Annotated in this window: 21 protein-coding genes; 17 read left to right on the top strand and 4 right to left on the bottom strand. The window is 43.1% G+C overall.

The window, feature by feature from the left end:
* Positions 1 to 34: 34 nt before the first annotated feature.
* The 3 genes from ACP2AF_RS01205 (at position 35) to accD (ending at position 4,447) form a co-directional block, all read left to right on the top strand.
* A complete protein-coding gene (locus ACP2AF_RS01205) occupies positions 35 to 2,401 on the top strand; it encodes a hypothetical protein (protein WP_425234420.1) in 2,367 nt (788 codons plus the stop codon).
* 84 nt (positions 2,402 to 2,485) lie between these two features.
* A complete protein-coding gene (fbaA, locus tag ACP2AF_RS01200; protein ID WP_425234419.1) occupies positions 2,486 to 3,553 on the top strand; it encodes a class II fructose-bisphosphate aldolase in 1,068 nt (355 codons plus the stop codon).
* Positions 3,554 to 3,586: 33 nt separating this feature from the next.
* Complete coding sequence (accD, locus tag ACP2AF_RS01195) at positions 3,587 to 4,447, top strand: acetyl-CoA carboxylase, carboxyltransferase subunit beta (RefSeq protein ID WP_425234418.1); 861 nt, start codon at positions 3,587 to 3,589, stop codon at positions 4,445 to 4,447.
* A gap of 55 nt (positions 4,448 to 4,502) precedes the next feature.
* On the opposite strand, the gene ACP2AF_RS01190 is transcribed toward accD, so the two are convergent.
* The gene (locus tag ACP2AF_RS01190) at positions 4,503 to 5,372 is read right to left on the bottom strand and encodes a hypothetical protein (protein WP_425234417.1); all 870 of its coding nucleotides are present in this window, start codon (positions 5,370 to 5,372) and stop codon (positions 4,503 to 4,505) included.
* A 269-nt stretch (positions 5,373 to 5,641) separates the two neighbouring features.
* On the opposite strand from ACP2AF_RS01190, the gene rpsO reads away from it, so the two are divergent.
* From rpsO to ACP2AF_RS01150, 8 genes are all read left to right on the top strand, one after another.
* Positions 5,642 to 5,911, top strand: a complete 270-nt coding sequence (gene rpsO / locus ACP2AF_RS01185; protein ID WP_422083837.1) for a 30S ribosomal protein S15 — start codon at positions 5,642 to 5,644, stop codon at positions 5,909 to 5,911.
* Positions 5,912 to 6,119: 208 nt separating this feature from the next.
* Positions 6,120 to 8,339 (top strand): polyribonucleotide nucleotidyltransferase, encoded by a 2,220-nt coding sequence (locus ACP2AF_RS01180; RefSeq protein WP_425234416.1) that lies wholly within the window; start codon positions 6,120 to 6,122, stop codon positions 8,337 to 8,339.
* A 109-nt stretch (positions 8,340 to 8,448) separates the two neighbouring features.
* Entirely contained in the window at positions 8,449 to 9,261 is an 813-nt protein-coding gene (locus tag ACP2AF_RS01175; protein WP_425234415.1) for a hypothetical protein, read from the top strand.
* A gap of 56 nt (positions 9,262 to 9,317) precedes the next feature.
* Positions 9,318 to 9,881, top strand: a complete 564-nt coding sequence (locus tag ACP2AF_RS01170) for an RNA polymerase sigma factor (protein ID WP_425234414.1) — start codon at positions 9,318 to 9,320, stop codon at positions 9,879 to 9,881.
* A complete protein-coding gene (locus tag ACP2AF_RS01165; protein WP_425234413.1) occupies positions 9,871 to 11,367 on the top strand; it encodes a hypothetical protein in 1,497 nt (498 codons plus the stop codon). Before ACP2AF_RS01170 ends, ACP2AF_RS01165 begins: the two co-directional genes overlap by 11 nt.
* 139 nt (positions 11,368 to 11,506) lie before the next feature.
* On the top strand, positions 11,507 to 12,370 hold the full coding sequence (locus ACP2AF_RS01160; RefSeq protein WP_120713364.1) for a sigma-70 family RNA polymerase sigma factor: 864 nt from the start codon (positions 11,507 to 11,509) through the stop codon (positions 12,368 to 12,370).
* A gap of 220 nt (positions 12,371 to 12,590) precedes the next feature.
* Complete coding sequence (locus tag ACP2AF_RS01155; RefSeq protein WP_425234412.1) at positions 12,591 to 12,791, top strand: DUF1508 domain-containing protein; 201 nt, start codon at positions 12,591 to 12,593, stop codon at positions 12,789 to 12,791.
* Positions 12,792 to 13,370: 579 nt separating this feature from the next.
* Complete coding sequence (locus tag ACP2AF_RS01150) at positions 13,371 to 15,428, top strand: hypothetical protein (protein ID WP_425234411.1); 2,058 nt, start codon at positions 13,371 to 13,373, stop codon at positions 15,426 to 15,428.
* Between the two features lie 586 nt (positions 15,429 to 16,014).
* On the opposite strand, the gene ACP2AF_RS01145 is transcribed toward ACP2AF_RS01150, so the two are convergent.
* Entirely contained in the window at positions 16,015 to 16,965 is a 951-nt protein-coding gene (locus ACP2AF_RS01145) for a sugar phosphate isomerase/epimerase family protein (protein WP_425234410.1), read from the bottom strand.
* A gap of 111 nt (positions 16,966 to 17,076) precedes the next feature.
* Here ACP2AF_RS01145 and ACP2AF_RS01140 point away from each other — a divergent pair, with 111 nt between their 5' ends.
* From ACP2AF_RS01140 to ACP2AF_RS01115, 6 genes are all read left to right on the top strand, one after another.
* Positions 17,077 to 19,722 (top strand): hypothetical protein, encoded by a 2,646-nt coding sequence (locus ACP2AF_RS01140; RefSeq protein WP_425234409.1) that lies wholly within the window; start codon positions 17,077 to 17,079, stop codon positions 19,720 to 19,722.
* A 56-nt stretch (positions 19,723 to 19,778) separates the two neighbouring features.
* Entirely contained in the window at positions 19,779 to 20,438 is a 660-nt protein-coding gene (gene rpe, locus ACP2AF_RS01135) for a ribulose-phosphate 3-epimerase (RefSeq protein ID WP_425234408.1), read from the top strand.
* Positions 20,438 to 21,421 (top strand): YpdA family putative bacillithiol disulfide reductase, encoded by a 984-nt coding sequence (locus ACP2AF_RS01130; RefSeq protein WP_425234407.1) that lies wholly within the window; start codon positions 20,438 to 20,440, stop codon positions 21,419 to 21,421. The genes rpe and ACP2AF_RS01130 overlap by 1 nt, the downstream gene beginning before the upstream one ends.
* Positions 21,422 to 21,518: 97 nt before the next feature.
* Positions 21,519 to 22,034: a hypothetical protein gene (locus tag ACP2AF_RS01125; RefSeq protein WP_425234406.1), complete on the top strand. Its 516-nt coding sequence runs from the start codon at positions 21,519 to 21,521 to the stop codon at positions 22,032 to 22,034.
* 4 nt (positions 22,035 to 22,038) lie between these two features.
* A complete protein-coding gene (locus ACP2AF_RS01120; RefSeq protein ID WP_425234405.1) occupies positions 22,039 to 22,782 on the top strand; it encodes a hypothetical protein in 744 nt (247 codons plus the stop codon).
* Positions 22,783 to 22,786: 4 nt separating this feature from the next.
* Complete coding sequence (locus tag ACP2AF_RS01115; RefSeq protein ID WP_425234404.1) at positions 22,787 to 23,170, top strand: DUF2721 domain-containing protein; 384 nt, start codon at positions 22,787 to 22,789, stop codon at positions 23,168 to 23,170.
* Here the strand turns inward: ACP2AF_RS01115 and ACP2AF_RS01110 are convergent, their stop codons facing one another.
* Positions 23,171 to 25,123 carry a thiamine pyrophosphate-binding protein gene (locus ACP2AF_RS01110; protein WP_425234403.1) on the bottom strand — a complete coding sequence of 651 codons (1,953 nt, stop codon included), beginning with the start codon at positions 25,121 to 25,123 and terminating at the stop codon, positions 23,171 to 23,173.
* A gap of 74 nt (positions 25,124 to 25,197) precedes the next feature.
* Positions 25,198 to 25,956 (bottom strand): flavodoxin family protein, encoded by a 759-nt coding sequence (locus ACP2AF_RS01105; protein WP_425234402.1) that lies wholly within the window; start codon positions 25,954 to 25,956, stop codon positions 25,198 to 25,200.
* Positions 25,957 to 26,250: the final 294 nt, after the last annotated feature.

Below are 26,250 nucleotides of genomic sequence, written 5' to 3'. Positions count from 1 at the left end.
GGGTATTTGGACATAAGTCAAAAACGCCCGTGATGTGAAATTCCCCCATAGTCTTCTATTAGTTTTCTGGTGTACTTTTTCAGTTGCTCAATCTTCTTTAATAGAGCAACTACATGCCATGCAAATAAATCCCCGATTGAAGGAAAAGGTGTATGTGCATACCAATAAGACCACCTATTTTCCCGATGATATCATCTGGTTCAAGGCATATGTTGGTGATTCTATTAATTATCCGTCGGCTAGAACCAAAATTTTGGAAGTAAGGTTGTTTGATGAAAATGGTGACCAAATGTTTGCTAGGACTATTTCAATAACGGACGGGACGGGTTTGGGCCAATTTGAACTGAATGACGCCATCGCTCCCGGCACCTATTACCTTCAGGCCCGCACCAACTACATGCGCAATTTCGGGGAAGAATACCAGTACTTGCAAGAAATCACAATTCTGGGGGAAAAAGCATTGAATATACCCAAGAAAGAAGGTCCTATATACGACATACAATTATTTCCCGAAAGCGGCGATCTTGTCGAGGATATTGAAAACAAGTTGGGTATAAAAGCCCTATTGAACGGTAAAAGCATTGATTTTAAAGGAAGCATTATCAACGAAGAAGGAGAAACGATAACCACTTTCCAAAGTGAACATGAAGGACTGGGACGATTTAGCTTTGTCTACAAAAAAGGTGAAACATACAGGGCAAGAATAAAGGTTAAGGATACGGTTCTTGAACAAGCGGTCCCAGCTGCATCCGAAAAAGGTGTGGTGTTGAGTATAGACAATTCAGATGAAGAGTTCCTGCATGTTTATTTAAAAGTCAATGAAGCAACTTTCTATAATCAAATCTATTCCAATTATACGTTGTTGTATCATCAAGACCGGCAGCTCTTCCAGCTCTATTCCGTTGCTCGACTGGATTCGGTCACCTCGTCGATCAAGACCAAAAAGGACATTTTCTTGGATGGCGTACATACCTTGACCCTTTTTGCGGATGACCGGCCCATAGCCCAGCGAAAATTCTATATTGAAACCGATCGAAAAAAAACATTGATTTTTCTGGAAAAATCGAAAATCGATGCCGACTCTGTTACGTATCGCCTTTTATCAAGGGGAAAGAAGAATAATTTAAGCGCCGATCTAAGTATTTCAATACTCCATAAAAAATCGAAGGTCGCAGATCTAAAAAACACCATTAAAAGTGCCTTTCTACTAAGACCCCATGTAAGGGGTTACATTGAAAATCCCGCCTATTATTTCGATATTGAAAATGAAAAAAGAAAGGAACACCTGGACCTTTTGTTACTCACGCAAGGCTGGACGGGGTATACTCTGGATGAAATAATCAAGGAGATCAACCCTATCGAAAAATACGCGTTTGAAACTGGTTTTGAGCTTAAAGGAAAAATTAAGGAAGAGATCAAAAGGAAAAAACTGGTACTAATTCCTAATGACTTCCGCATTATGGACAAGGCCAAATTACAGGATAAATCCACATTTGTTTTTCAAGACCTGGACGTGTTCAAAGGTGACACGGTAAGGGTAGCCTACCAAAATTGGCTGGGCAAAATTAGTAGGCCCTTAAAAATCGAATATGATACCACGACCTACAGTAAAAATAGATATAGGCTTTCAATTGCCGCCAATGAAAACTACAAAGCCGACCACTCCGGTAAAACGGCACAAAATGGAATAACCGGTTGGACTGATGACACTCCTTTTGAAAATGTGGATGGAACCATCGACTTGGATGAGGTAATAGTAACCGAAAGAAAACGTAGCGAACAATACGTACAGAGAAGAAAAACCATTAAAAAGTATGAACCCTTGGTAAGCGACATTGGAAAATACTATAATGTACCGCTTCCCGAAGTATTGAATAACTCTGATAGCAATTTAATGGATTTTCTGGTGAATGAAGGGTTTTCTCTTAAAACAACAGGTACCGGACACTCCTATCTTGGGGGCCATCGCAAGGTCGCCTTCCTATCTATTAATGGTAGACCAATCCGGCCCGAACGGCTGCCGAACTTACAAATTAAAGACATTGAAAACATTATGGTCAACAATCTTGGCTTTAACCCAGCAACCCAGATAAGCACTATGATTTTTCAAGTATTTACCTCAGATGCTTTGGGTCAAAATAAAAATACACTTTACGATAAATTCGTTATTAAAAATGGTTTTCACCGGGCCAAAAAGTATTATACCCCCTTGTATGTTTTTGAGCGATCAAGACCTCTGGAATTAATAGAAGTTGACTGGAAACCCAATGTAATAACGAATAAGAAAGGTGAGGTTAGCTTTAAAATCGTAAGAAAAGATTCGGAGAATGGCTTACTTTTTGAAATACAGGGTTTTTCAAATGAAGGTCATTTGATTTCGAAAACAATATTGACCGATTAATTCATTTTTACAAAACTGCTTTTTTAAGCCTTGTTTATTTTATTACTTTTGTCCCGTTCAATACTAAACTAACAGACCAAAATTATGGCCCACAATATTAAACCGGGGGTTGCCACCGGAGACGAAGTCCAAGAAATATTCAACTATGCCAAGGAAAAAGGGTTTGCCCTACCTGCAGTAAATGTTATTGGTTCCAACACCATAAATAGTGTGCTGGAAACGGCAGCCAGTTTAAATTCCCCTGTAATCATTCAATTTTCCAATGGGGGTGCCCAATTCAATGCCGGGAAAGGCTTGTCCAATGACGGACAACGTTCCGCCATATTAGGAGGAGTTGCGGGAGCCAAACATATACATCAATTGGCCGAAGCCTACGGGGCAACCGTAATCCTACATACAGATCATTGTGCAAAAAAATTGTTGCCCTGGATCGATGGGCTTTTGGATGCCAGCGAAAAGCATTTTGCGGAAACTGGAAAATCCCTTTTCAGTTCGCATATGATCGATCTTTCCGAAGAACCTATTGAGGAAAATATTGAAATCTGCAAGGAATATCTGGCCCGAATGAGTAAGATGAACATGACCTTGGAAATAGAATTGGGCATTACCGGGGGCGAGGAAGATGGTGTGGATAATTCGGATGTTGATGATTCCAAACTATACACCCAGCCCGAGGAAGTGGCCTATGCCTATGAAGAACTTTCCAAAATAAGCCCTAGGTTCACTATTGCTGCCGCATTTGGCAATGTTCATGGGGTGTACAAGCCAGGTAATGTAAAGCTCACCCCAAAGATTCTAAAGAATTCCCAAGAATACGTTTCAGAAAAATACGGCGTGGAACATAACCATATTGATTTTGTATTTCATGGAGGGTCGGGCTCTACCGTCGAGGAAATCCGGGAAGCTATTGGTTATGGTGTCATAAAAATGAACATCGATACCGATTTACAGTATGCCTTCTTGACCGGGGTTCGAGATTACGTGCAAGGCAAAAAAGACTATCTTCAAGCTCAAATAGGCAACCCGGAAGGAGCGGACGAACCCAACAAAAAGTTTTATGATCCCCGCGTATGGCTCAGGGAGGGCGAAAAGACCTTCGTTGAACGCCTAAAGAAAGCATTTGAAGATTTAAACAACGTTAATACGTTGTAGTTCCGAAGATTACCTCTATTTAATATGGAAGATATGACGGCTTGGTTTAAAAGAAAGGAAAAGGGAATACAGACCGCCACGGAGCAAAAGAAGGATACGCCTAGGGGATTATGGTACAAATCGCCTACTGGAAAAATCGTGGAATCCGAGGAGTTGGCCAAAAACTTTTACGTAAGCCCGGAAGACGATTATCATGTGCGAATAGGAAGCAAGGAGTATTTTGAAATCCTTTTTGATGATAACAAGTTCACCGAACTGGATCCGAAACTTTCCTCAAAAGACCCGTTGAAGTTTGAAGACACCAAAAAATATTCGGACCGCCTAAAAGCAGCACAAAAAAAGACAGGTCTAAAAGATGCCGTAAAAACGGCCATAGGTAAATCTATGGGCAAGGACTTGGTGGTGGCCTGTATGGATTTCAGTTTTATAGGGGGCTCCATGGGAAGTGTTGTTGGGGAAAAAATTGCCCGGGCTATTGATCATGCCATTAAAAAGAACGTTCCTTTTGTAATGATATCCAAATCCGGGGGAGCAAGAATGATGGAAGCCGCCCTTTCCCTGATGCAGTTGGCAAAGACATCGGCCAAATTGGCCCAGCTTGCGGAAGCTGGCATTCCATACATTTCGCTATGTACCGATCCAACTACCGGTGGTACAACAGCCTCTTACGCCATGCTAGGAGATATCAACATTTCAGAGCCTGGTGCCCTAATCGGTTTTGCCGGGCCTAGGGTAGTAAAGGAAGCTACAGGCAAGGAACTTCCACCAGGATTCCAAACCGCGGAGTTTGTACAGGAACATGGTTTTTTGGACTTCATTGTCCATCGAAGGGATTTGAAAAAGAACATAAACCTCTACATAGACCTGATCCAAAATAAGCCGATCAGAAAATAAAAAGCCCCGACCAGATAGCCGGGACTTTTCAACCAAATCAATCAAAAAAGATTCATTAATTCCTAAAACGTCGAAGGAAGATTTCCTCGGTTCGCCCATCGGGGTATGTTAAAACTCCTTTGGCATCACATTCCCCGTCCCCAAAATCCAGACTGGCCGTGAGGTCGTTCCGGGAAATTTCCAAAATACCGCTAACGATAAAACGACAGGACCATTCCCTGCGTAATGGGGTTATAGTTTCCTTAATCAATACATTGCCCTGAGGCCCGGTATAGGTTCTTTTACCTGTAATCAAAAACACATTATCGCCCCAAAATCCGCTACCATAACCTTCGATCCATTCACGTGTGCGGTTGCCGGTAAAATTGGAAGTGCTGCCATCCGGCCACGTACCATTGAATATGCCTGTGGCATCTGCCTGCGGATTGCCATTTTCATTAGACCGTACCCTTTCTATTGTGGCCTCACCTTCTACAGCAACTTCATTAAATGTAAAATCTACCAAAGAAAGCGTAATAGTTTTCGTGGCCAACTCCATATCCTTTTCGTAGGAAAGAAAGATAATGCCACTTAGGACATTTCCGTTGGGCAACTCACATCCAAGACCAAAATCGATGGTTTTTTCCCTAGTGTTATCCGTAACCACGGTCGTGATGGTGACACAATCCGGTAGGTAATCCGACCGGTACGAAGCTTTGGAAATTGTACTGATTTCATCCGAGGAATATACATCCTCCGCAACAGTGATGACTTCTTCCGAAATAAGTTCGGCTTCATCACTGGCCGTTAAGGCCACGACATCTAAACTTTGTTCGCCTTCCGTAATAGGTGTTTCATCTTTGTTACAGGAAAAAAATAATAGTGTTGCCAGCCCGATGGTCATCGGAAGTAACCCTGTAAAGTTCATTTTTTTGAGACTTTTCATTTTTTTAATTTTTAAATGGTTTAATAGGTAAAATGTAATCCGCCATTAAAGATTTAGTCTAAAACCAACACTCAAAATGGCTCATTTCACACTAACATTTTTTTAACATTACCTTTCTAGGACTGGAGTATGCCCCAAAAGGTTTAACGGAGCTCAAAAAAAATAATCGACTTGGTTCAAAAAAGTCTCTTAATCTAAAAATATTTCTATCTTTGCGCACTGATTGAAAATCAATCAAATACATAAAAATCATTTAATACAATATTGGAATGTATTTAACCAAGGAAATTAAAGCCGATATTTTCAAAAAATATGGCGGCAAAGACACAAATACAGGCTCTACAGAAGGGCAGATAGCTTTGTTTACACATCGTATCAACCACTTAACACAACATCTCAAAAAAAATCACAAGGATTTTAATACAGAAAGATCTTTGGTACGTTTGGTGGGTAAACGGAGGAGTCTTTTGGACTACTTAAAGAAGAAGGATATTGTAAAATATCGTGAATTGATTAAAGATTTGAATATTAGAAAATAAGAATAAAAGGGGAGTGATGCTCCCCTTTTTAATATGCCAGATTAGTTTTGGCATTTTTAATATGTTTAGAAGACCCCGATAGTCTCGGGGTTAAAAAAGCTGCACACAGTTTTTCATTGGTCAACACACAACAACACAACCCTGGCCGTCCGGTAAGACGGTAGACCATTGTTTAACAAATCCACTACAGGTGGATTAAATCTAATGTATGATTCCAAAAACTTTTAAAGAGGTCATTGACCTCGGTGACGGTAGGGAAATCTCTATCGAAACCGGAAAATTGGCAAAACAGGCCCATGGGTCCGTTGTTGTCCAGTCAGGAAAATGTATGCTATTGTGTACCGTAGTTTCCAATTACAAACAAAGTGATGTCGATTTTTTGCCTCTAACGGTAGATTATCGCGAAAAATTTGCGGCTTCTGGCCGTTATCCTGGTGGATTTTTCAAAAGAGAGGCCAGGCCCAGCGACGGTGAGGTCTTGACCATGCGATTGGTAGATAGGGTACTACGCCCACTTTTTCCAAAGGATTACCATTCGGAGACTCAGGTAATGATCCAGCTCATGTCTCATGATGAGGATGTTATGCCCGATGCCATGGCCGGATTGGCGGCATCCGCTGCTATTCAGCTCTCTGATTTTCCTTTTGAATGCGCCATTTCCGAATGTCGCGTCGGTCGTATTAATGGGGAGTTTATCATCAATCCGACCCGAGCACAGTTGGAAGAAAGTGATATTGATATGGTTATTGGCGCCTCGGCAGATTCCGTAATGATGGTGGAAGGTGAGATGAAGGAAATCTCCGAGGAAGAAATGACCGAGGCCATCAAATTTGCCCATGAGGCGATCAAAGTGCAATGTGCAGCCCAAATACGGTTGGCCGAGGCATTTGGCAAAAAAGAAGTTAGGGAGTACGAAGGTGAGCGCGAAGATGAGGAACTGGCCCAAAAAATACACGACCTTACGTATGACAAGGTTTATGCCATAGCCAAAGCAGGTTCTGCCAAGCAAGAACGGAGCGCTGCATTTGATGCCATAAAAGAGGAAGTAATGGCCACATTTACCGAAGAGGAATTGGAAGAAAACGGCGACTTGGTTTCCAAATATTTTTATAAGGCCGAGAAAGCCGCGGTTCGTGACCTTACCCTAAATGAAGGCTTACGATTGGATGGTAGAAAAACCGATGAGATCAGACCCATTTGGTGTGAAGTGGATTATTTACCTTCCACTCACGGCTCGGCTATCTTTACACGAGGGGAAACCCAAGCTTTGGCAACAGTAACTTTGGGAACCTCTAGAGAGGCCAACCAAATAGATATGCCTTCCTACGAAGGTGAGGAAACCTTCTATCTACACTACAACTTCCCTCCATTTTCAACCGGGGAAGCAAGACCCATACGTGGAACATCCCGTAGGGAAGTAGGCCATGGTAACCTGGCCCAACGTGCTTTAAAGGGTATGGTCCCAGAGGATTGCCCCTATACCGTCCGTGTCGTTTCCGAGGTATTGGAAAGTAATGGTTCATCATCCATGGCTACCGTTTGTTCGGGAACTATGGCCCTGATGGATGCCGGGGTACAGTTAAAAAAACCGGTTTCAGGAATTGCCATGGGATTGATTTCCGATGCGGATAGCGGAAAATATGCTGTGCTTTCGGATATTTTGGGAGATGAGGATCACTTGGGCGATATGGACTTTAAAGTAACGGGTACATCTGATGGTATTACCGCTTGTCAGATGGACATCAAAGTAAAAGGCCTTTCCTATGAAATCTTGGTAAAGGCATTGAAACAAGCCAGCGATGGTCGTCTACACATTTTGGAAAAATTAGTGGATACCATTTCGGATCCAAGACCGGACGTTAAACCGCATGCACCCAAAATGGTTACTACCGTTATTCCAAACGAGTTTATCGGCGCCTTGATCGGTCCTGGTGGAAAAGTAATCCAAGAATTGCAAAAAGAGACCAAGACAACGATCGTTATTAACGAGGATCCTGTAACAGAAGAAGGTATCGTAGAAATTTTAGGTACCGACCAAAATGGTATAGATGCTGTTTTGGCGAAAATAGATGCTTTGATGTTCAAGCCGGAAGTTGGTAGCGTTTATGAAGTAAAGGTTATTAAAATGCTCGATTTTGGAGCTGTTGTCGAATACAACGATGCCCCAGGCAACGAAGTATTGCTTCATGTTTCGGAATTGGATTGGAAACGTACCGAAAATGTTTCCGATGTAGTTAACATGGGCGATGTCTTTGATGTAAAATATATGGGAACAGATCCAAGGACCCGCAAGGAAAAGGTTTCTCGAAAGGCCTTGCTTCCAAAACCGGAAGGTTTTGTGGAAAGACCTCCAAGAAACAATGACCGTAACCGTGGAAGGGACGACCGACGACGGGATAATCGGGATAGGAAGCCCAGACGCAATTAAGTTCTTTTACGGAACAAATTGAAAACCTCAACCTAGCAGTTGGGGTTTTTTTGGTTTTTAACGCAACCTTTTACCATCAGTACGGACTACCAAATAAAAACATATCCCAATGAAAAAAATCAATGTACTGCTACAAATGGCCTTTATCGGTTTTCTTTTGGTCTCTGTATCGTGTTCTGTTGAAAGCGAACCAACTCTTACCGAAAGCCTCCAGAATCCCACACCAACACCTGAGACAACTGTTGTCGGTGGTTCAGAATCCCAGGGCATTCAGAGATCGGTATCCTATAAACTATCCGGTAATTTTTCCGGAAAATTGGACGTAACCTTTCTTTCCAGTGATGGCTTTGCTCCTCCAGATCCTTTTTTGGGTATGGAAATACCTTGGGAAACGGAGTATGATATTCCCGGGCAAACCTATGCTATTGGTGGCTATGCTAATGGACTATACGGCGATGGAAATCCGGAAGAAACTGCTTCCTTACAAATGTTCCTGGATGATAGACTCTTGGAAACCGTCATAAGAACGGCCGACGAAGACGGATTTGTAACATTGCCTTTGGAGTCCTATAGTCTAGAATACGACACATCGGAAAAAACCATTTCAGATAGTAATATTGGTAAACAAATAACCTATAAAGTTGATGGCGATTTTTCAGGAAAAATCATATTGGTCTACAAGATAGCGGACGGAAGCCGGGAGAATATTGAAATAAACGCCCTTCCTTGGGAGTATACTTTCGAAACCACGGTGAACTCGGCAAGAGTTAGTATTTACGGATTAGGTACCCAAGGAATGAAAAACGAAAAAATCCAATATAGCCTATCTTTGAATGGCACGGTAGTAGATTCAGGTAACGTGGAGGCCTATGAAGATGGAAGCATATCCCTAACACCTGAATTCTTTATAGACTTTGATTAAAAATTCGAATCACTTGATACAAAATCGAATGGAACAATTCTAAAAATCCAACTTTTTTGAATTTAGACCAACTTATTAAAAGTTGCATCAAAAAAAATAGAGGGGCTCAGGAAAAGCTTTATACATCATACGAAAAAAAGCTATTTCCTGTATGTCTTAAGTACTGTCGTTCTTATGCCGAAGCAGAAGATCACTTGCACGATGTTTTCCTAGAAATTTTTGAAAACATAGGAAAATATAAAGGCAAGGGTTCTTTTGAGGGTTGGATGAAACGAATTGCCATCAACAAAGCCATAGACAGATACAAAAAAAATGTTGTATTTGACTTAAGGGACTTCGAAGAGGAAAAAATCACCGAAGACATTGCCATTGCTGAAGATGACCTTCCGCTTTCATTTGAAAGATTGATTCAACTTATTCAGCAGTTGCCGGACCAATATCGCATAGTTTTTAGTATGTACGAATTGGATGGCTATTCCCATAAGGAGATTTCAAAATCATTAGGTATAAGCGCGGGTACTTCCAAATCCAATCTACATCGCGCAAAGGCTATTCTAAAGAATAGGATCATACAGTTTAAAAAGGGAGCGAAACAAATTAAAAAGAGCCATGAAAGCTGAGAAAGACTTAGGAAAACTCATAAGAGAACGCTTGGCGGACATTGAGGTAGCACCCGAATCCAACCTGTGGAACGCTATTGAAAAATCCTTGGAACGCAAAAGAAAAAGAAGATTTGGTTTCCTATGGTCTTTGGGGCTTTTGCTATTACTTTTGGGAGCTTTTTCCGTTCTACGATTTTCCCATGAACCCGAGAAACTAGAGCAAAAACAACGTATTAATAATACCGATACCAGAATTCCACTGGAAGATTCCGTCAAAACACATCCATCCGACAGTGAAAAAAAAGGACCGCCGTTTCCCCAGGCTTTGGAGAAAAAAAAGAAAAGGGATAGCGTGCATTCGTCTTATGGGTATAGGGACAGTACACAAGGTACAAGCTCCCGAAATCCCACTGTTGGATTGTCCGATGTAACCATGGAAAAACCAGACCCCGCTTCCCAGGAGAATCCCAATGAAATTGATGTAAGACCTTCAAATAGCAAGTCAGTTGGAGAAAATGATGCGAACAAACCATCTTTATTTTGGGACAATTCAAAATCGGACAATACTTCAGACGTATCAAATCCAAACCCTAAGGTTACCGATATTGAAAAAAAACAACCTAAGGGAAACTATCAACTTGATGAACTGCATCAAAGTAAAGTTGTTGACACATCTAAAATAAATGGAGCAAAAAACACAGTTCAAAAGAATCCGTTTGTGGCCTCCAATAAAAATGAAAGTGCTATTTCGGAATCTGGGGAAGAAGGTGTTCGGAAAACTACCAAAAAAGATTCCTTGCCCTTGAAACGAGAAGAAACCAGTTCCCCAAAAAAATATTACATCTATCCTTTTTTGAGCTCGTCCAGTTATGGAGGGCTTTCAAAAGCTTCGGCCATAGATGAACGACTGAACAGCAACCGAAGATCAAATGAGTTAAGCTATGGTTATGGTCTATATGTTGTCTTTAAACCTAATAAGAAATGGGGCATTCGTTTAGGTGCGGCCTATAGTCAAGTGAAAAAAAATACTTTTGACGTACCTATACGGCCCAATGATTTGAGCACTAATTATTATAGGGACATTTCTTTTCAAAACAATCTCTCGTACCTAGCCTTATCCAATACCTTCTCACAATCGGAAAGCATTACCCTACAGGAAAGGTTGTCCTATCTTCAGGTACCATTGGAAGTGACCCGTATACTTCTAAAACGGGAAAAATTTGAGATTGATGCCATTGCGGGAATAGGGGTCATTTACCTAAAAAAGAATGAAGTAAGCGTTTTCCGAACAACCGGCACCGCTATTGAATTGGGAAAAAATGACAACTATTCAGAAGGAAGTTTTGGAATACACTTCGGGTTTGGTTTGAATTATGAGTTAAATCAGTCGTTCAAAATTCAATTGGAACCGATTGTTAAACCCCAAATCGGATTTTACGAAAAAAGTATCGGAAACCAGCCTTTCATCTTTAATATACAATTCGGTTTGCTGTACAGATTATAAAGGAATAAGGAATCCTGCAAGTGTGTAAATCAACCGAAAAATCAAGTTTTTTTGACCCAATTGTAACATTTCCAGCTTTTTTACGTATAAGTATATGCAGCTTATGCACAATGAACTTAACTAGAAAGGAAAATTGTAGATGAGACAACTAAAGATTACAAAACAGGTTACCAATAGGGAAACCGCCTCTTTGGACAAGTACTTGCAGGAAATTGGCAAGGTGGATCTTATTACTGCGGACGAGGAAGTAGAATTGGCACAACGCATCAAGGCAGGCGACCAGATCGCTCTTGAAAAACTCACGAAAGCCAATCTTCGATTTGTGGTTTCCGTAGCCAAACAATATCAAAATCAGGGCCTTACCCTACCCGACCTTATCAATGAGGGTAATTTAGGGCTGATAAAGGCCGCCCAGCGTTTTGACGAAACACGGGGTTTTAAATTTATATCCTATGCCGTTTGGTGGATTAGACAATCCATTTTGCAGGCTTTGGCGGAGCAATCCCGAATCGTTCGATTGCCCTTGAACAAAATTGGTTCCATCAACAAAATCAACAAGACTTTTGCCTTTTTGGAGCAAGCGCACGAACGCGTGCCCTCCGCTGAAGAAATTGCAAAGGAATTGGATATGACCGTTGAAGATGTAAAGCAATCCCTAAAAAATTCAGGGCGACACGTATCTATGGATGCCCCCCTGATCGATGGTGAGGATTCCAACCTGTACGATGTACTTCGTAGCGGCGAATCTCCAAATCCGGACAAGGATTTGTTACACGAATCCTTGCGCACCGAAATTGAGCGTGCTTTGGAAACACTAACGCCACGGGAAGCGGATGTTATCCGTCTCTATTTTGGTTTGGCAGGACAACATTCCATGACCTTGGAAGAAATTGGGGAAACCTTTGATCTTACCAGGGAGCGGGTCCGTCAAATTAAGGAAAAAGCGATACGAAGGTTAAAGCATACCTCTAGAAGCAAGATTCTTAAGACCTATCTAGGTTAATTATTTGATAAAATAACACGTTAAATATTCCATAAATTGGATTTATGGCATATAAATTGTAATTTTAAGGTTAACAACAGTTTATCATGACTGTTCGTTTTTTGATTGATGAATAAACTCCGGCTGATTACCGGAGTTTTTTCATGTATGGACATTCCAAAAAAAGGGGAAGGCCGGAAAGTTCAGGTTCAACTTGAAGGCCGCCAACGGACAAGTAATTTTGAGCAGTCGGCCATATGAGCAAAAGGCTTCGCGGAAGAACGGGATAGAATTGGTAAAGAAGAATTCATGTGACGATGCAATGTATGAAAGGAAGGAGGCCAAGGATGGCAGCGCCTACTTCAATCTCGAATCATCGAATGGTCGGGCAATAAGGACCAGCGAAATGTACTCCCCGGTATCGGATATGGAGAACGTATAGCTTCCGTAGAGAAGAACTCCACCGGTGCATCTGTAAAGGACAACTTATAACGACCACTCATCCTAGATATTAATAGGCTATATTTATAATCGAAGGACGACCCCTGCTAAGGCCATTCTTTTTTATTTGTCCAAATTGGAAAAGATAGATCTTGCCAACAACATAACGACGACTACAATGATAGCGCACCACTTCTAGACCTGTTCGTAGAATTCCTCGTCCCTATAGTGCTTTCAAGGTCGTCCAGAAGGATAGCGATAAACAAAACCGTTTTCATAACCCATTTAAAATACCCAAAAACAAGTTCTGAAGAAGTCAATCTTTGGTGAACAGGGTATTTATCGGATGAATCGCTATGATAATGGTGAACTGGAAGAAGGACAATGGAGGTAATAAAAGGAGGCGAAGAAATAATACTTGGCCACGATATATTGAAAACAGAATTTGGGTGGCACAAATTGGGTCGAATCTGGCGAATATTACCGACTAAACACTTCATAGGTCAAAACCTTCCCGATTATCGATAATTATATTCAATTTTACAATCCAGTTATTAATTTAGCAGTAAAACCCCGAACCATGACCAATAGATTCCTTTTAGCGAGCTTAATTTCCTTATTTATTTTTTCTTGCAGCCAAGAGAGCCCTTCACCTGAAATCCCTGAATCTACACAAGAAGAACCCCAAATGCCAAATGAGGAAGGGGAAGAGGGAGAGGCTTTGGAAGGGGAAGAAGGTGAATCCGGCACAGGTCAAAATGTATGCCCCGCAGGGGATGTAATAATCCGAAATCTTGAGGAGTTGACCAGTTTTCAGGAGGACTATTCCGGCTGTAATACCATAGAAGGGTCGCTTACTTTCAATTTTAGTAACAATGCCATATCGGATGCCCTTTCGACAATTACCACTGTCACAGGGAATGTTTATCTAAATGATATCCAAGGTGTCGCCGATTTAAGTGGATTCGACAATCTTAGGACAATCGGCGGGAATTTGGAAATTGCAAATTCGAGTACGGAATTTACCAATATTTTCCCGGGTTTAGAGGAAATAAATGGTTATTTAAGACTATTCAAAAATACTCAAGTACAGCATTTTAGTGGATTCGATGTTTTGAAAAGAGTGGGGGGAAATATTACACTAGAGCGTTCGACCATAAATTTACTTGAAGGATTTAGCTCTTTGGAAGAAATCGATGGAAATTTGGTGATTTCTGACAGCAATGCTATCAATAGGATTAATGGATTTGAAATGCTTTCCCTTGTCAATGGAGCACTAAGTATTAGAAGTGCTTCTTCTGAAATTAGGGGTTTTAATGGTCCGTTAAGGATTGGTGGAGGACTTACTCTTTTTGGAGGTGATTCACTAGAATTGATCGAAGGATTCACAAATTTGATTTCGATAAGTGGAAACTTGACGATTAGCAGGAATAACGGTCTCGCCGAAGTAAAGGGGTTCGAAAGTCTAGAAATAGTCGAAGGTGATCTGGAACTAACACAGAACAAATTGCTAGAAATCATACCCCAGTTTAGTTCTTTGGCCCATATTTCCGGAAGATTGATAATTGGTGGTGTACAATCTATAACGGACATTTCTGGATTCGAAGCCTTGGTTTACGTCACAGAGGTCAACTTCAATAGTCCTACAGAATATATCGTATCCGGGCTCAACTCTTTGAAGTCGATAACTATTGGTGGGACTGTTACACCAGGCTTTCTTTTCTTGGCCGGAGAAGGGCTTTCCGATGTTACAGGACTAAGAAGCCTGGAATCGATCGACGGCTCGTTGAATATAGGAAACACCAACTTGCAGGGCTTGGATATCCTGCCCTCATTAACCTCTATTGGCAAAGATCTTAGAATAATAGGTAACCAAAAGTTATTGGCTATCGATGGGTTTTCCTTACTAAGTTCTATAACCGGCAGAACCTGGATATCGAGAAACTCGGTCTTAAGCGAAATATCAGGTTTAAACACTCTTATATCGACAAATGATATTTGGATTGAGCAAAATGACATGCTAATATCGATAAATGGATTTGATGGGCTTATTGCCACCAATGAAATAAACATATCCCAGAATCCCATGTTGAACCGGATAACTGGATTTAATGGAATATCGGTCGCTGAAGTAAACGTTATCCTTGGCAATAATGAAAACTTGGAGCAGATAACCGGATTTAGTAATATCACTAGAATTCTAGGAGTGCTGCAGATAACGATTTGTCCCAGTCTGTCCGATTTATCTGGATTCTCCAATTTAATGGAAATAGAGGATTACTTAAGACTTTTTCGCTTAGGAATGTCCAACTTGGAAGCATTCAACAGTTTATCCTCAGTGCCCAGATTACAGGTCATCGAAAACGAAAATTTGGTCTCTTTAAGTGGTCTGGAAGGCCTTAATTCAGACTTGGATGCAATGGACATAGAATCCAATGCCACGCTAAATGATATATCCGGACTTTCGAATGTTCTATCCGTTTCACATGCAATTAATATTGAAGGTAACCTTATGCTATCGGAATGCGCAATTGCACCGGTCTGTTCACAACTCCAAACTACGCCCGAATTTGTTACTATCAGGAACAATATGACAGGTTGTAATTCTCAAGATGAGATATTACTATCGTGTAATTAGTCATAATTCAACAATTGATGGCACCAAGCTGTTAATTGAAGTCCCATTCACTACGTTTTACCCAATATACCAGAACTCCTATTAAACCAAGGGATATTAATGGAATGAGCCAGAACTAAAGTTTCCCTTTTTTGATTCTGTACTCTAGTTTTTGTGCTTTATCGAAATTTTTTCATCCTTTTTGTCCAAAAGATCTAGGGTCGAACCGTCTTGTTCCGTAATAGTAGTATTCGCTAGTACCCGATTTCCGGGGTCGCGTTCCTAGTATCCTCTTCCTGGTAACCTTATCGGGGTAAAAATATGCAAGTCTGAAAGTGTTCGCGACCTGGGAAAATTGGGCATAGTTTAGGTTTAAAGCCTTAACATCCGTTTCTTCCTATTTGATTACTTTTTTTCTCGAGTCTTCTCGGGTCAGTCCTGAGCAAATTGCTAAGTTATGATACATACTAGCTACCATTCCGGATATTAATTTATAACAACAACCGCAACGCACATATCCATTGATTTCAACTCCTCACGATACAACTGACTATCGGAGTTCTTTTCATTTATATAGATTCCCACAAATTAGGAGAAATCCAAGGACTTACAACTCGTACCAAAAAGCATCACGTAACAGCTCCAAGCCCTTGGGAACAGCCGTATCCGGAGATTCGTTGCCCTCAAATTCAAGTGAAATATATCCTTTGTAGTTATGTCTGCGCATCATTTCCCCAATTTTGGGATAATCGATATCCAAGGTATACCACTTCCCACCCCCGTAATAGGTTTTGGCTTGTACCAAATAGGTTTGGGGTGCCAATAATTCCATCTGGGCTTCCCTATTCTCCAAAAAATTTCCGGTATCCAAAGTTACCTGCAACCAAGGGTTATTGATAGCATCTACAATGCGCTTTACCCCTTCCGCCGTACGTCCCAGGCCCCAGTGGTTTTCCAATCCCAGGACCACTCCGCATCGTTCGGCAGTAGGTATACATTGTTCAATGGCATCGATGACCCATTTAAAACCATCTTCATCGGTATATCCTTCCAAAGTGGGCTCCATTCCCTTATTGGCCATTAAATCATCAAAGGATTTTGAAGTTCCCCAACGCCCTGTATTCAAACGCATGGTGGGAATACCCAATTTGTAGGCCAGTTCTATTTGGTGCAGGGTTTTTGAAATATTTTGTTCCCGATATCTTTTTTCCGGGCTTAAATAGCCTTGATGGGTAGAAAAGCCCATAAGATCTAATCCGGCATGAAAGGCTTGTTTCTTTAATTTTTGAAGATATCCGTTATCCTCGGAATTCATTTGCACCAATAATAATTCTATCCCATCAAAACCCATGGCTGCAGCTTTTTCAATACAAAGTTCCATAGGCACATTTTCCTTAGGCCCGTTGAATTGCCAAAAAGAATACGTGGATACCCCGATGGGATTATGCTTTATTTTTTTGGGTTTTGGAGTGGATGTCAAATCTGATGGTGAAAATCCAGAAATAACGGAACCTGCACCCAACATTGCGGCTCCATTCATAAATTTACGTCGATCCATATCTAAAAAGTCGTTTGAAGTGGTTTACCCCAAAGATAACCATTTACGCACAGCTTGAAATCCCATAGCAATTCCTTACTTTTATACGGAACCCGATAAAAGTTTTATAAAATGACCAAAATCAACATCGCAGCCTATGTACTTCTGGTAGGCTGCCTTATCCTTTCCTGTACCCAAGAAACTTCAGTAAGCCCAGAAAAAGACATTGAATTCAACCTCCCGGATAACTTTGTCCTGGAAGATCTGTATAGACCTAGCATTCATGGGCAAGGATCCTGGGTGGCCTTGGCGCAAGGGCCCAACGACCGAGTATACGCCTGTGACCAGAGGGGGAAAATCTATTTCTTCCAAGCTCCAAAGGAAGGGGATGTTGTTAAGGCATCACAAGTAGATAGTGTTGATCTGAAAATTGGGGAGGCCCATGGACTGTTATGGGCCCACAACAGCCTATATGTATCCGTAAACAAAAAATGGGACGAGGAAGTTCCGGACGAGGAGGAAAACGGTAGCGGGGTATACCGCTTGACCGATACCGATAGCGATGGTGAATTGGATACATTGGACATGCTGTTGAAGCTAGAAGGACAGGGGGAACATGGTCCCCATAGTTTTGTACCGAGTCCAGATGGGAAAGACATCTATTTCATCGCTGGAAACCATACGCTGATTCCCGAATCCCTATTGGAGAATAGCCGGCTTCCCGCTAATTGGGATGAGGACAATCTGTTTCCGCCTTATCTTGATGCTCGGGGCCATGCCAATGACATCAAGGCCCCAGGGGGTTGGATCGCTAAATTCAATGCCGAAGGTACGGATTGGGAAGTCATTTCTGCGGGGTACAGAAATCCCTTCGATATTGCCTTTAACGAAGATGGTGAACTGTTCACCTACGACGCTGATATGGAATGGGACATAGGAATGCCCTGGTACCGGCCAACGCGCATCAATCATGTAACCAGTGGTAGTGAATATGGTTGGCGAACCGGTTCGGGTAAGTGGCCGGAATATTATCCGGATAACCTGCCGGCCGTACATAATTTGGAACAAGGTTCCCCAACGGCGGTCCTTTCCGGGGCCAAACTCAACTTTCCGGTCAAATACAAAAACGGACTTTTGGTAATGGATTGGAGTTTTGGTACGGTGTATTTTATCGACTTAAAGCCAAAAGGAAGTAGCTATACCGGGGAACGTGAAGAATTTCTTTCCGGTACCCCCTTGCCGCTAACAGATATGATCGCCGGTTCCGACGGAAATCTGTATTTTGCTACAGGAGGCCGTGGATTAAATTCCCATTTGTACCGTTTACGCTATACCGGGGAAGCTATGGGAACCGCAGAAGCGGAACAGGATGCAGAGGCCAAGGCTCTTCGGAAACTACGCCAAAATATAGAAAAATACCATACCGAAGAATCCGAAGAGGCCATACCCCTGGCCTGGGCCAATTTGGGTCATGAAGACCAGTTTATACGGTATGCCTCCAGAATGGTTTTGGAGCATCGACCAGTAGATCAATGGCAAAGTCGCTTTTTTAATGAAAAGGATGCCACCAAAGTTCTGGAAGCTGGTATTGCATTGGCTCGACAAGGGGATAAAGGCCTACAAGGACGTATTCTGGACAAGCTTGATCAACTTAAATTGGAGCAACTTACCAACCAACAACAGATTGCCCTGTTGCGAAGCTATGCGCTAGTATTTATTCGCATGGGCGAACCCGATGAGCAACATAGAAGAGCGACAGCCAAAAAATTGAACTCCTATTTCCCACATGCCAACAACACCGTAAACCGAGAACTGGCCCAATTACTGTTATATCTAAAAGCCAATGGAGCCACCGAAAATATAGTACAGCTACTGGAAAAGCACGCCAGGGAAAAAACTATTACAGAGGGTGTGGAACTGCTTTCTGAAGAGGCCACGCAACGCAGTGAACAATATGGGCCGCTGATCCGGGAAGTTATTGCCAAGATGCCCCCTAGCGAATCCATTTATTACGGTCTTCTTCTAAGCCATGCCACTGAGGGTTGGACCAACGAACTCCGTGAAAAATATTTCCTCTGGTTCTATGATGTACTCGGTGCTAAGGGCGGGATGAGTTTTAAGGCATACATGGAAAATGTACGCCTACAAGCCATGACCCATGTTCCTGAAGACAAAAGGGAATATTTTCAGGAAATATCCGGTGTATATTCCCCTTCAACGGCCGTGGCCGACTTACCACAACCCATTGGACCGGGAAGGGAATACTCAGGGCGAGATATGAGCCATATTCTTTGGGGCGGCGGCATGCAAAATTATAGCGGCACTTTTGCGGATGGTGAACGTGCCTACCAGGCGGCTATGTGTGTATTATGCCATCGTATGCGAGGCGAAGGTGGCGCGGCCGGACCGGATTTGACACAGGCCCATACCAAATTTAGTGACTATGATATGCTTTTTGCGATTTACAGCCCACATGACGAAATTTCGGATCAGTATGCCAACACCCTTTTCCATATGACGGATGGGAAGAAAATTGCAGGACGTATCAAGGCAGAGGATGATACAACCATTACCCTCATGCCCAACCCGTTCAATGAGAGCTATACCGTGGAACTGGCTACAAGCGATGTGGAAAAACGGGAACTCTCCCCTATCTCCCCCATGCCTCCAGGGCTTTTGAATCGGTTGAACGAGCAGGAATTGCTGGATCTGTTCGCCTATTTGAAATCCGGAGGGGATGAGAATCATGAGATCTATGAGGGAAAGGCCATGGAGTGATACAAGAACGTTTACATTTCTCTACCTTTGCATGGAAATTAGTTTAGTTTATTGGCATGCATAAAACCAAAATAGCCCCTTCCCTCCTAGCAGCGGATTTCGGCAACCTACAACGCGATGTGGAATTGGTAAACCAAAGTGTAGCGGATTGGCACCATATTGATGTAATGGACGGTGTTTTTGTACCTAATATTTCCTATGGCATGCCCGTTGTGAAGTCCATTGCGGAACATGCCACCAAACCTTTGGACGTTCATTTGATGATCGTGGACCCCAGCAGGTACATCAAGACCTTTGCAAATTTAGGTGCCTCGGTACTCACCGTTCATTATGAGGCCTGTACCCATTTGCACAGAACATTACAGGAAATAAAAGCGGAAGGTATGCAGGCCGGGGTAGCCCTGAATCCCCATACCAACATCAATGTCCTGGAGGATACCATCAACGATATTGATTTGGTACTGATTATGAGTGTAAACCCGGGGTTTGGCGGGCAATCCTTTATAGAACGTACCTATGCCAAGATACGGGACCTAAAAACATTAATCCAGGAAAGGAAGGCCAATACCCTGATCGAAGTGGACGGGGGTGTTAGCTCGGAAAATGCAAAGGTTTTGACCGATGCCGGTGCAGATGTGCTCGTAGCCGGCAGTTTTGTCTTTAAAAGTGAAAACCCTAGCGCTACCATACAGGAGCTTAAAGAAATTGCAGGATAATGAATTTGTACGATGTTGTTATTGTAGGTGGAGGGCCCATTGGAATCGCTTGTGGTTTGGAGGCCAAAAAGAATGGGCTTTCCTATCTCATTATCGAAAAGGGGCCTATTGTAAACTCGCTTTTCAATTATCCCATAAACATGCAGTTTTTTTCCTCCTCCGATCTATTGGAAATTGATAACATTCCTTTTATCAGTAAGGAAGCCAAACCCAAACGGAACGAGGCATTGGAATACTACCGAAGGATAGTGACCTCCAATCAATTGAATATTCATCTTTTTGAGAAAGTTACCCATGTAGAAAAGAACGATAATCTATTTAGTATAACTACCGAAAAAGACAGCTATACTGCCAAAAATATTGTCGTGGCGACCGGATTTTATGACATTCCCAATCGCATTGGCATTCCAGGTGAGGATCTGCCCAAAGTCTCCCATTACTATAGGGATCCCCATTTTTATGCCAGTCAGAAACTGATCGTTATCGGTGCCAGCAACTCGGCCGTGGATGCCGCTTTGGAATGTTACCGCAAGGGAGCCGATGTGACCATGGTAGTACGTGAGCCCGAAATTGGGCAAAGAGTTAAATATTGGGTACGGCCGGACGTTATCAATCGCATCAAGGAAGGCAGTATAAAGGCCCATTTCAATTCCAATGCCCAAGAAATTTTGGATGATGCCGTAATTGTGGATACCCCTGAAGGTACTATCCGTATTGAAAACGATTTTGTTCTGGCCCTTACGGGCTATATGCCCAATTTTGAATTTCTGGAAAAACTCGGGATTCAGCTATCCGATGATGAAAAACGGCTTCCCAGCTACGACCCGGAAACCATGGAAACAAATATAAACGGACTGTACTTGGCCGGTGTTATCTGCGGTGGTATGGAAACCCACAAATGGTTTATAGAAAATTCTAGAATCCATGCGCCCATTATTATCGGTTCCATATTGAAAAAAGTGGCTCAAAACGTAAACGTTTAGATTTTTCTGCGACCAAACGGATATACAGCGTTTGGCAACACTGCCCAAAATAATTTGGAATTGTTGCTAGGACCTCACCCATTTAAATGTGTTCCGTTTGTCAAGATTTTATTTACTTTTTTGGGGATTCCTCCTATGTATGGATCTAAACGCCCAAGAAGGCCTTATGGGTGGTGGGGGCCCTTCCTTTGAACTTGACGAAAATCTCTTCGGGATAAACGCCAGATTGTTTTATGGCACGGATCCTACTTTTTGCTTCGGTCCGGAGGTTACTTTTTTTCCCTATCAGGAAATCGACGAGGAATACGAATTGAGCGTAATCGATTTAAACGCCAATGCCCATTATATTGTTGAAATCTCCCATAAATTGGGCATTTATCCTTTGGGCGGAATCAACTATACCATTGAAAAGGAACGACTGATTTCGGATACCGATGACATGGAAGAAGTTAGTGAGTTCGGCCTCAATTATGGTTTAGGGGCACATTACAATCTTCATCATTTTTTCATTTTCGCTGAATTTAAAGGGGTCGCAGGCCAGCTCAACGACGAATTCTTTACCGCAGGAATCATTTTGCCTTTAGGGAAATCAAACGAAGAAAACCATCAGTAACACAATGATACAACAAGTACATCTCGCCGCACAGTATCTGGCCATGGCCGGAAAAAGCTTTTTACCACCCAAAGAGGATGACAGCCATACCAACATCGGATTTATACCGGAAACCGAAACACTGGAAACGCTGCCCTTACACCCCTCTGGACAAAAGTTGGTTTTTGACTATTCCGACTTCAGTCTAAAATGGGAATCAAATGTGACCCATTCCTTTCCATTGGACGGAAAATCCCATGAGGAGGTAATTGTTTGGATCAATACCATGGTCGCTTTGAGTCCTTTGAGCCAACGGTATGTTTATGAATTGCATTATGAGTTGCCCTACTCGGCCTTAGATGATTTCAAATTTGAACTTGCCGACCCTTCGCAGCTCCAAGAACTGCTGCGCTTACGAAAGTTGGGCCATACGGTTTTACAATCTTTTTTAGAACGGGAAAACTTGCCATCGGATATTTGTATTTGGCCCCATCATTTTGATACGGGTGCTTTTATGCCTCTGGATGATGGTTCGGGAAAATCTATTGGTCTGGGCCTGGCAATCCCCGATTCCATATGTGATGAGCACTATTTTTATATCAGCGGCTATCTAGGCCATAATCCCCTGGACGTCTCCAACTTCAATGCATTGACGCATGGGATATGGGACCCAAAACAGTTAAAGGGAGCCCTGCTTCCAGCTTCTAATAGGGATACCAAAAGTGCGATCCAATTTTTCCAGGAAACACTAAGGGCCTACACCCGTTGATGTCATGGATTGGTACGTTCCCATCACCATTGTTCCCGGAATTGGATTGCTATTATTATCCACCTCCAATATCTTGATTGCACTGAGCACCGAAATCAAAGAGCTAATAGGGAAGCAAAGCGATGTTCAGGCCATTTTATCACGAAAATTAAGGCAGCTTAAGTTACTGAACAATGCCATGGTATTTCTGTATGTCGCCGTGGCCAGTTTTGTGCTTTCCGGACTAATTGCCGGTCTTTACGAGAGCACCCACATTATGGGTACCGAAATACCGATTTATTTTACGGTAGCGGGCATCCTTAGTGCCTTATTGGCCCTATGCATCCTTGTTGTGTATTCCTTTAGGGCCGTAAAAATCCGTCAGGACCAATTTGATAATTCAAATTAGCTAAATCAAATCGACATCGGTGATAATTTCCAAGACTCCAGGACCGGGCTCCCCGAACAGCTCTTTCATGGCGTTTTCCAGTTTGCCCTGTTCGTTGACGCGCTTTCCCCATGCTCCGCAGGACAGGGCAAAATCGGCAAAATTAGGGTTGGAAAGGGACGTTTTCCAAACATCGAATTCACCGGCGCGCTGCTCCTTGGATATCTTACCCAACTCATGGTTGTTTAAAACGATGAGTTTTATCGGCATTTTGTACTTGACCAAGGTGGTAATTTCGGCCAGATATTGGCAGAGTCCCCCATCACCTGCCACGGCTACCACAGGTCTTGTATCACCTACGGCCGTCCAGGCACCAATAGATGCCGGGAGGGCAAAGCCTATGGAGCCCAAGTAACCGGACATCAGGAAATCATGGTTCTTGGATTCAAAATAACGTCCAAAGGAATAGGCATTATTGCCTACGTCCACGCACATGACCGCATTTTCCGGGGTCAATTTGTTCATCGCATCAAAAACGGCAATGGAACTTACACCTTTATCCGAGGTCTCCTCGAGTCGTTTTGCTTTTTCTGCCTTCCAAATCTTCCAGCGCTCCGCAATTTCGCCCCGCTGGTCAACGCTATTGACCGCTCCCTCTAGTTCCGTTTCAAATATTTCCAAGGTCCGGGATATTTCGCCCCAAACGGCCACTTCCACCTTGTGGAACTTGCTTAGGGCCAGGGGATCAAAATCCACCTGAATGATGGGTTTTTTAGGAGTAATCCCCGTATGGTTGGAAAAGGAGGCCCCGAAAACGATCAATAGATCGGACTCGTTCATAAACCAGGAGGCGATAGGCGTTCCACTACGGCCCAATACCCCACCGCCCAGGGGGTGATAATCCGGTATTAATCCTTTTCCTTTAAAGGTGGTTACTACGGCTGCATTGAGACGTTCGGCGAATTGCACCACGCGTTTTTTATGGGCCCGGGCCCCATGGCCCATAACGATTACAGGGCGTTTGGATTTCTTGATCAACTCGACAGCCTCGTCCACCGCCGATGCCGGCGGAGCAATTTCCAGGGAGGTCATCCGTTTCTCCGGGGTCTTTGCCCTTGCTCTAGGATTTGCTTTCTTTTCCTGTACCTCATCGGGAAAGGTCAGATGGGAAACATCGCGCTTTAAAATGGCATGTTTAACCGCCAGAGACATCAGTTCACCATGTCGGCTATCACTTTGCACCCTATGGTTAAATTCCGCTACGCTGCCAAAAGCCTGTACCAGGTCCACTTCCTGAAAATTTCCGGTCCCGACCACTTGTGTAGCCACTTGGCCGGTCAAGGCCAATAAGGGGGCACGGTCCACCTTGGCATCCCACATGCCCGTATACATATTGGTAGCTCCCGGACCCGCAATGGAAAAACAGGCTGCCGGTTTTCCGGTAAGTTTGCCATAAGCCGAAGCAGCAAAAGCGCCCGCTCCTTCATGGCGGATACCATAAAAATTGAGATTCCCCTTTTGTTCCTGCCGTTTCATAGCATCGGCAAAACCCAAATTGGAATGGCCCACCATGCCAAAAACAGTGGTTACCCCCCAATTGATCATGGTTTCTACCATAAGGTCGGACACCGTGGTATCATGCGGTGCCTCCGCTTCCAGGCCTACATAGATGGCGCCGTCCTCTTCCTTTACGGCAAAGGTTTCCACCCCATCGTCATAACCTCCTGGGGGCAGACCCGTACACGGATGAAAATCCCACCCGTGCCAAGGGCAGCGCAGCAAGCCATTTTCGATGGACCCTTCGCCCAAAGGCCCACCTTGATGGGGACATTTGTTGTCCAATGCCGAAAACTTCCCTTCAAAATGGGTAAGGCATATGCCCTTATGGGCCGCGGTAACCGTTTTAACGCGCCCTTCGGGCAAATCGTTCTTATTGTCCAATACCTTGTGCCAGACCGTATTCTCTTTTGCCACTATGCTAAAAATTTAACTGTTTTTCCGTAACCCAATATAACGATTTGGCCGGGGATTCGCGAGGCGTTTTCGCACTATCTTTTATGTTCCGGGCTATCGAATCCGGCCTTACAGCCCGCATCCCATTCATCGGGGAGATTGCCGTACGCGGGTACGCCGCCATTGTCCTTCAACATTCGGGCCAGGTGCAAGCAATTCCATACCAGAAAGGTGGTATTTCGATTCGTAAAATCGTTTTCGGGGCCACCGGAACCTTCATCGCGATACGAGGGTCCAGGACCGGCCGCGCCCATCCAACCGGCATCTGCCTGGGGCGGAACCGTATACCCAATATGGGAGAGGGAGAAGAGGATATTCATGGCGCAGTGCTTTACGCCGTCCTCATTCCCGGTGATCAAGGTAGCGCCCACCTTTCCATAATCCCGATATTGCCCCTTGGCATTAAATTGATGGGTATAGCCGTACATACGTTCCAGGGTACGATTGCATACCGAGGATTTTTCGCCCAGCCATACGGAGGTACAAACAATCAAAATATCGCAAGCATCGATTTCTTTTTGAATTTGAGGCCAATCGTCCCGGTCCCATTCCGGGGTTTGGGACATATCCAGACCCAATCCGGCCGGAATTACATAATCCACTGGGCGAATTATTTTTGTGGTTGCGCCATTAGCCTCAAAGATACGTTGGGCCACTTGGATCAAGCCCTCGGTATGGGAAAGTACCGGGGTCCGGTTTAAGGTACAGTTCAGAAATAGAACGCTTAGATCATCGTATTTTGCAGGCGGATTATCGCAGTGTTTTTGGGTCAGTTCCTTTAGTTGTTCTGTCATTTTGATGTGTTTATTGGGTTAGGTTGAGTTTAGGAAATCCCATACCACGTATGGATATGGGTTATTTGTCTAAGGTTGTTCCCTTGTACTCCATTCTTGGGTCGATGGACCTATACATTCATTACAACGGTAATGTATGAAAAAAAGAACTATTAAGGTATTCCATATATTCCATTGCCGTGGCACGCCATTTCCCAAAGGCAATGGAAACTCACCTCTGTATAGGGGAAACTTTGCTTGATTGCATAGAAGATCTCTTATCTTAGTTCCGCACATAGAAGAGTATAGATCATT

Origin of the sequence: Ulvibacterium sp. (assembly GCF_965248315.1) — a bacterium.
Lineage (GTDB): Bacteria > Bacteroidota > Bacteroidia > Flavobacteriales > Flavobacteriaceae > Ulvibacterium.
Note: the sequence above shows the minus strand (reverse complement) of the source record. Positions and strands in the feature narration are given on the sequence as shown.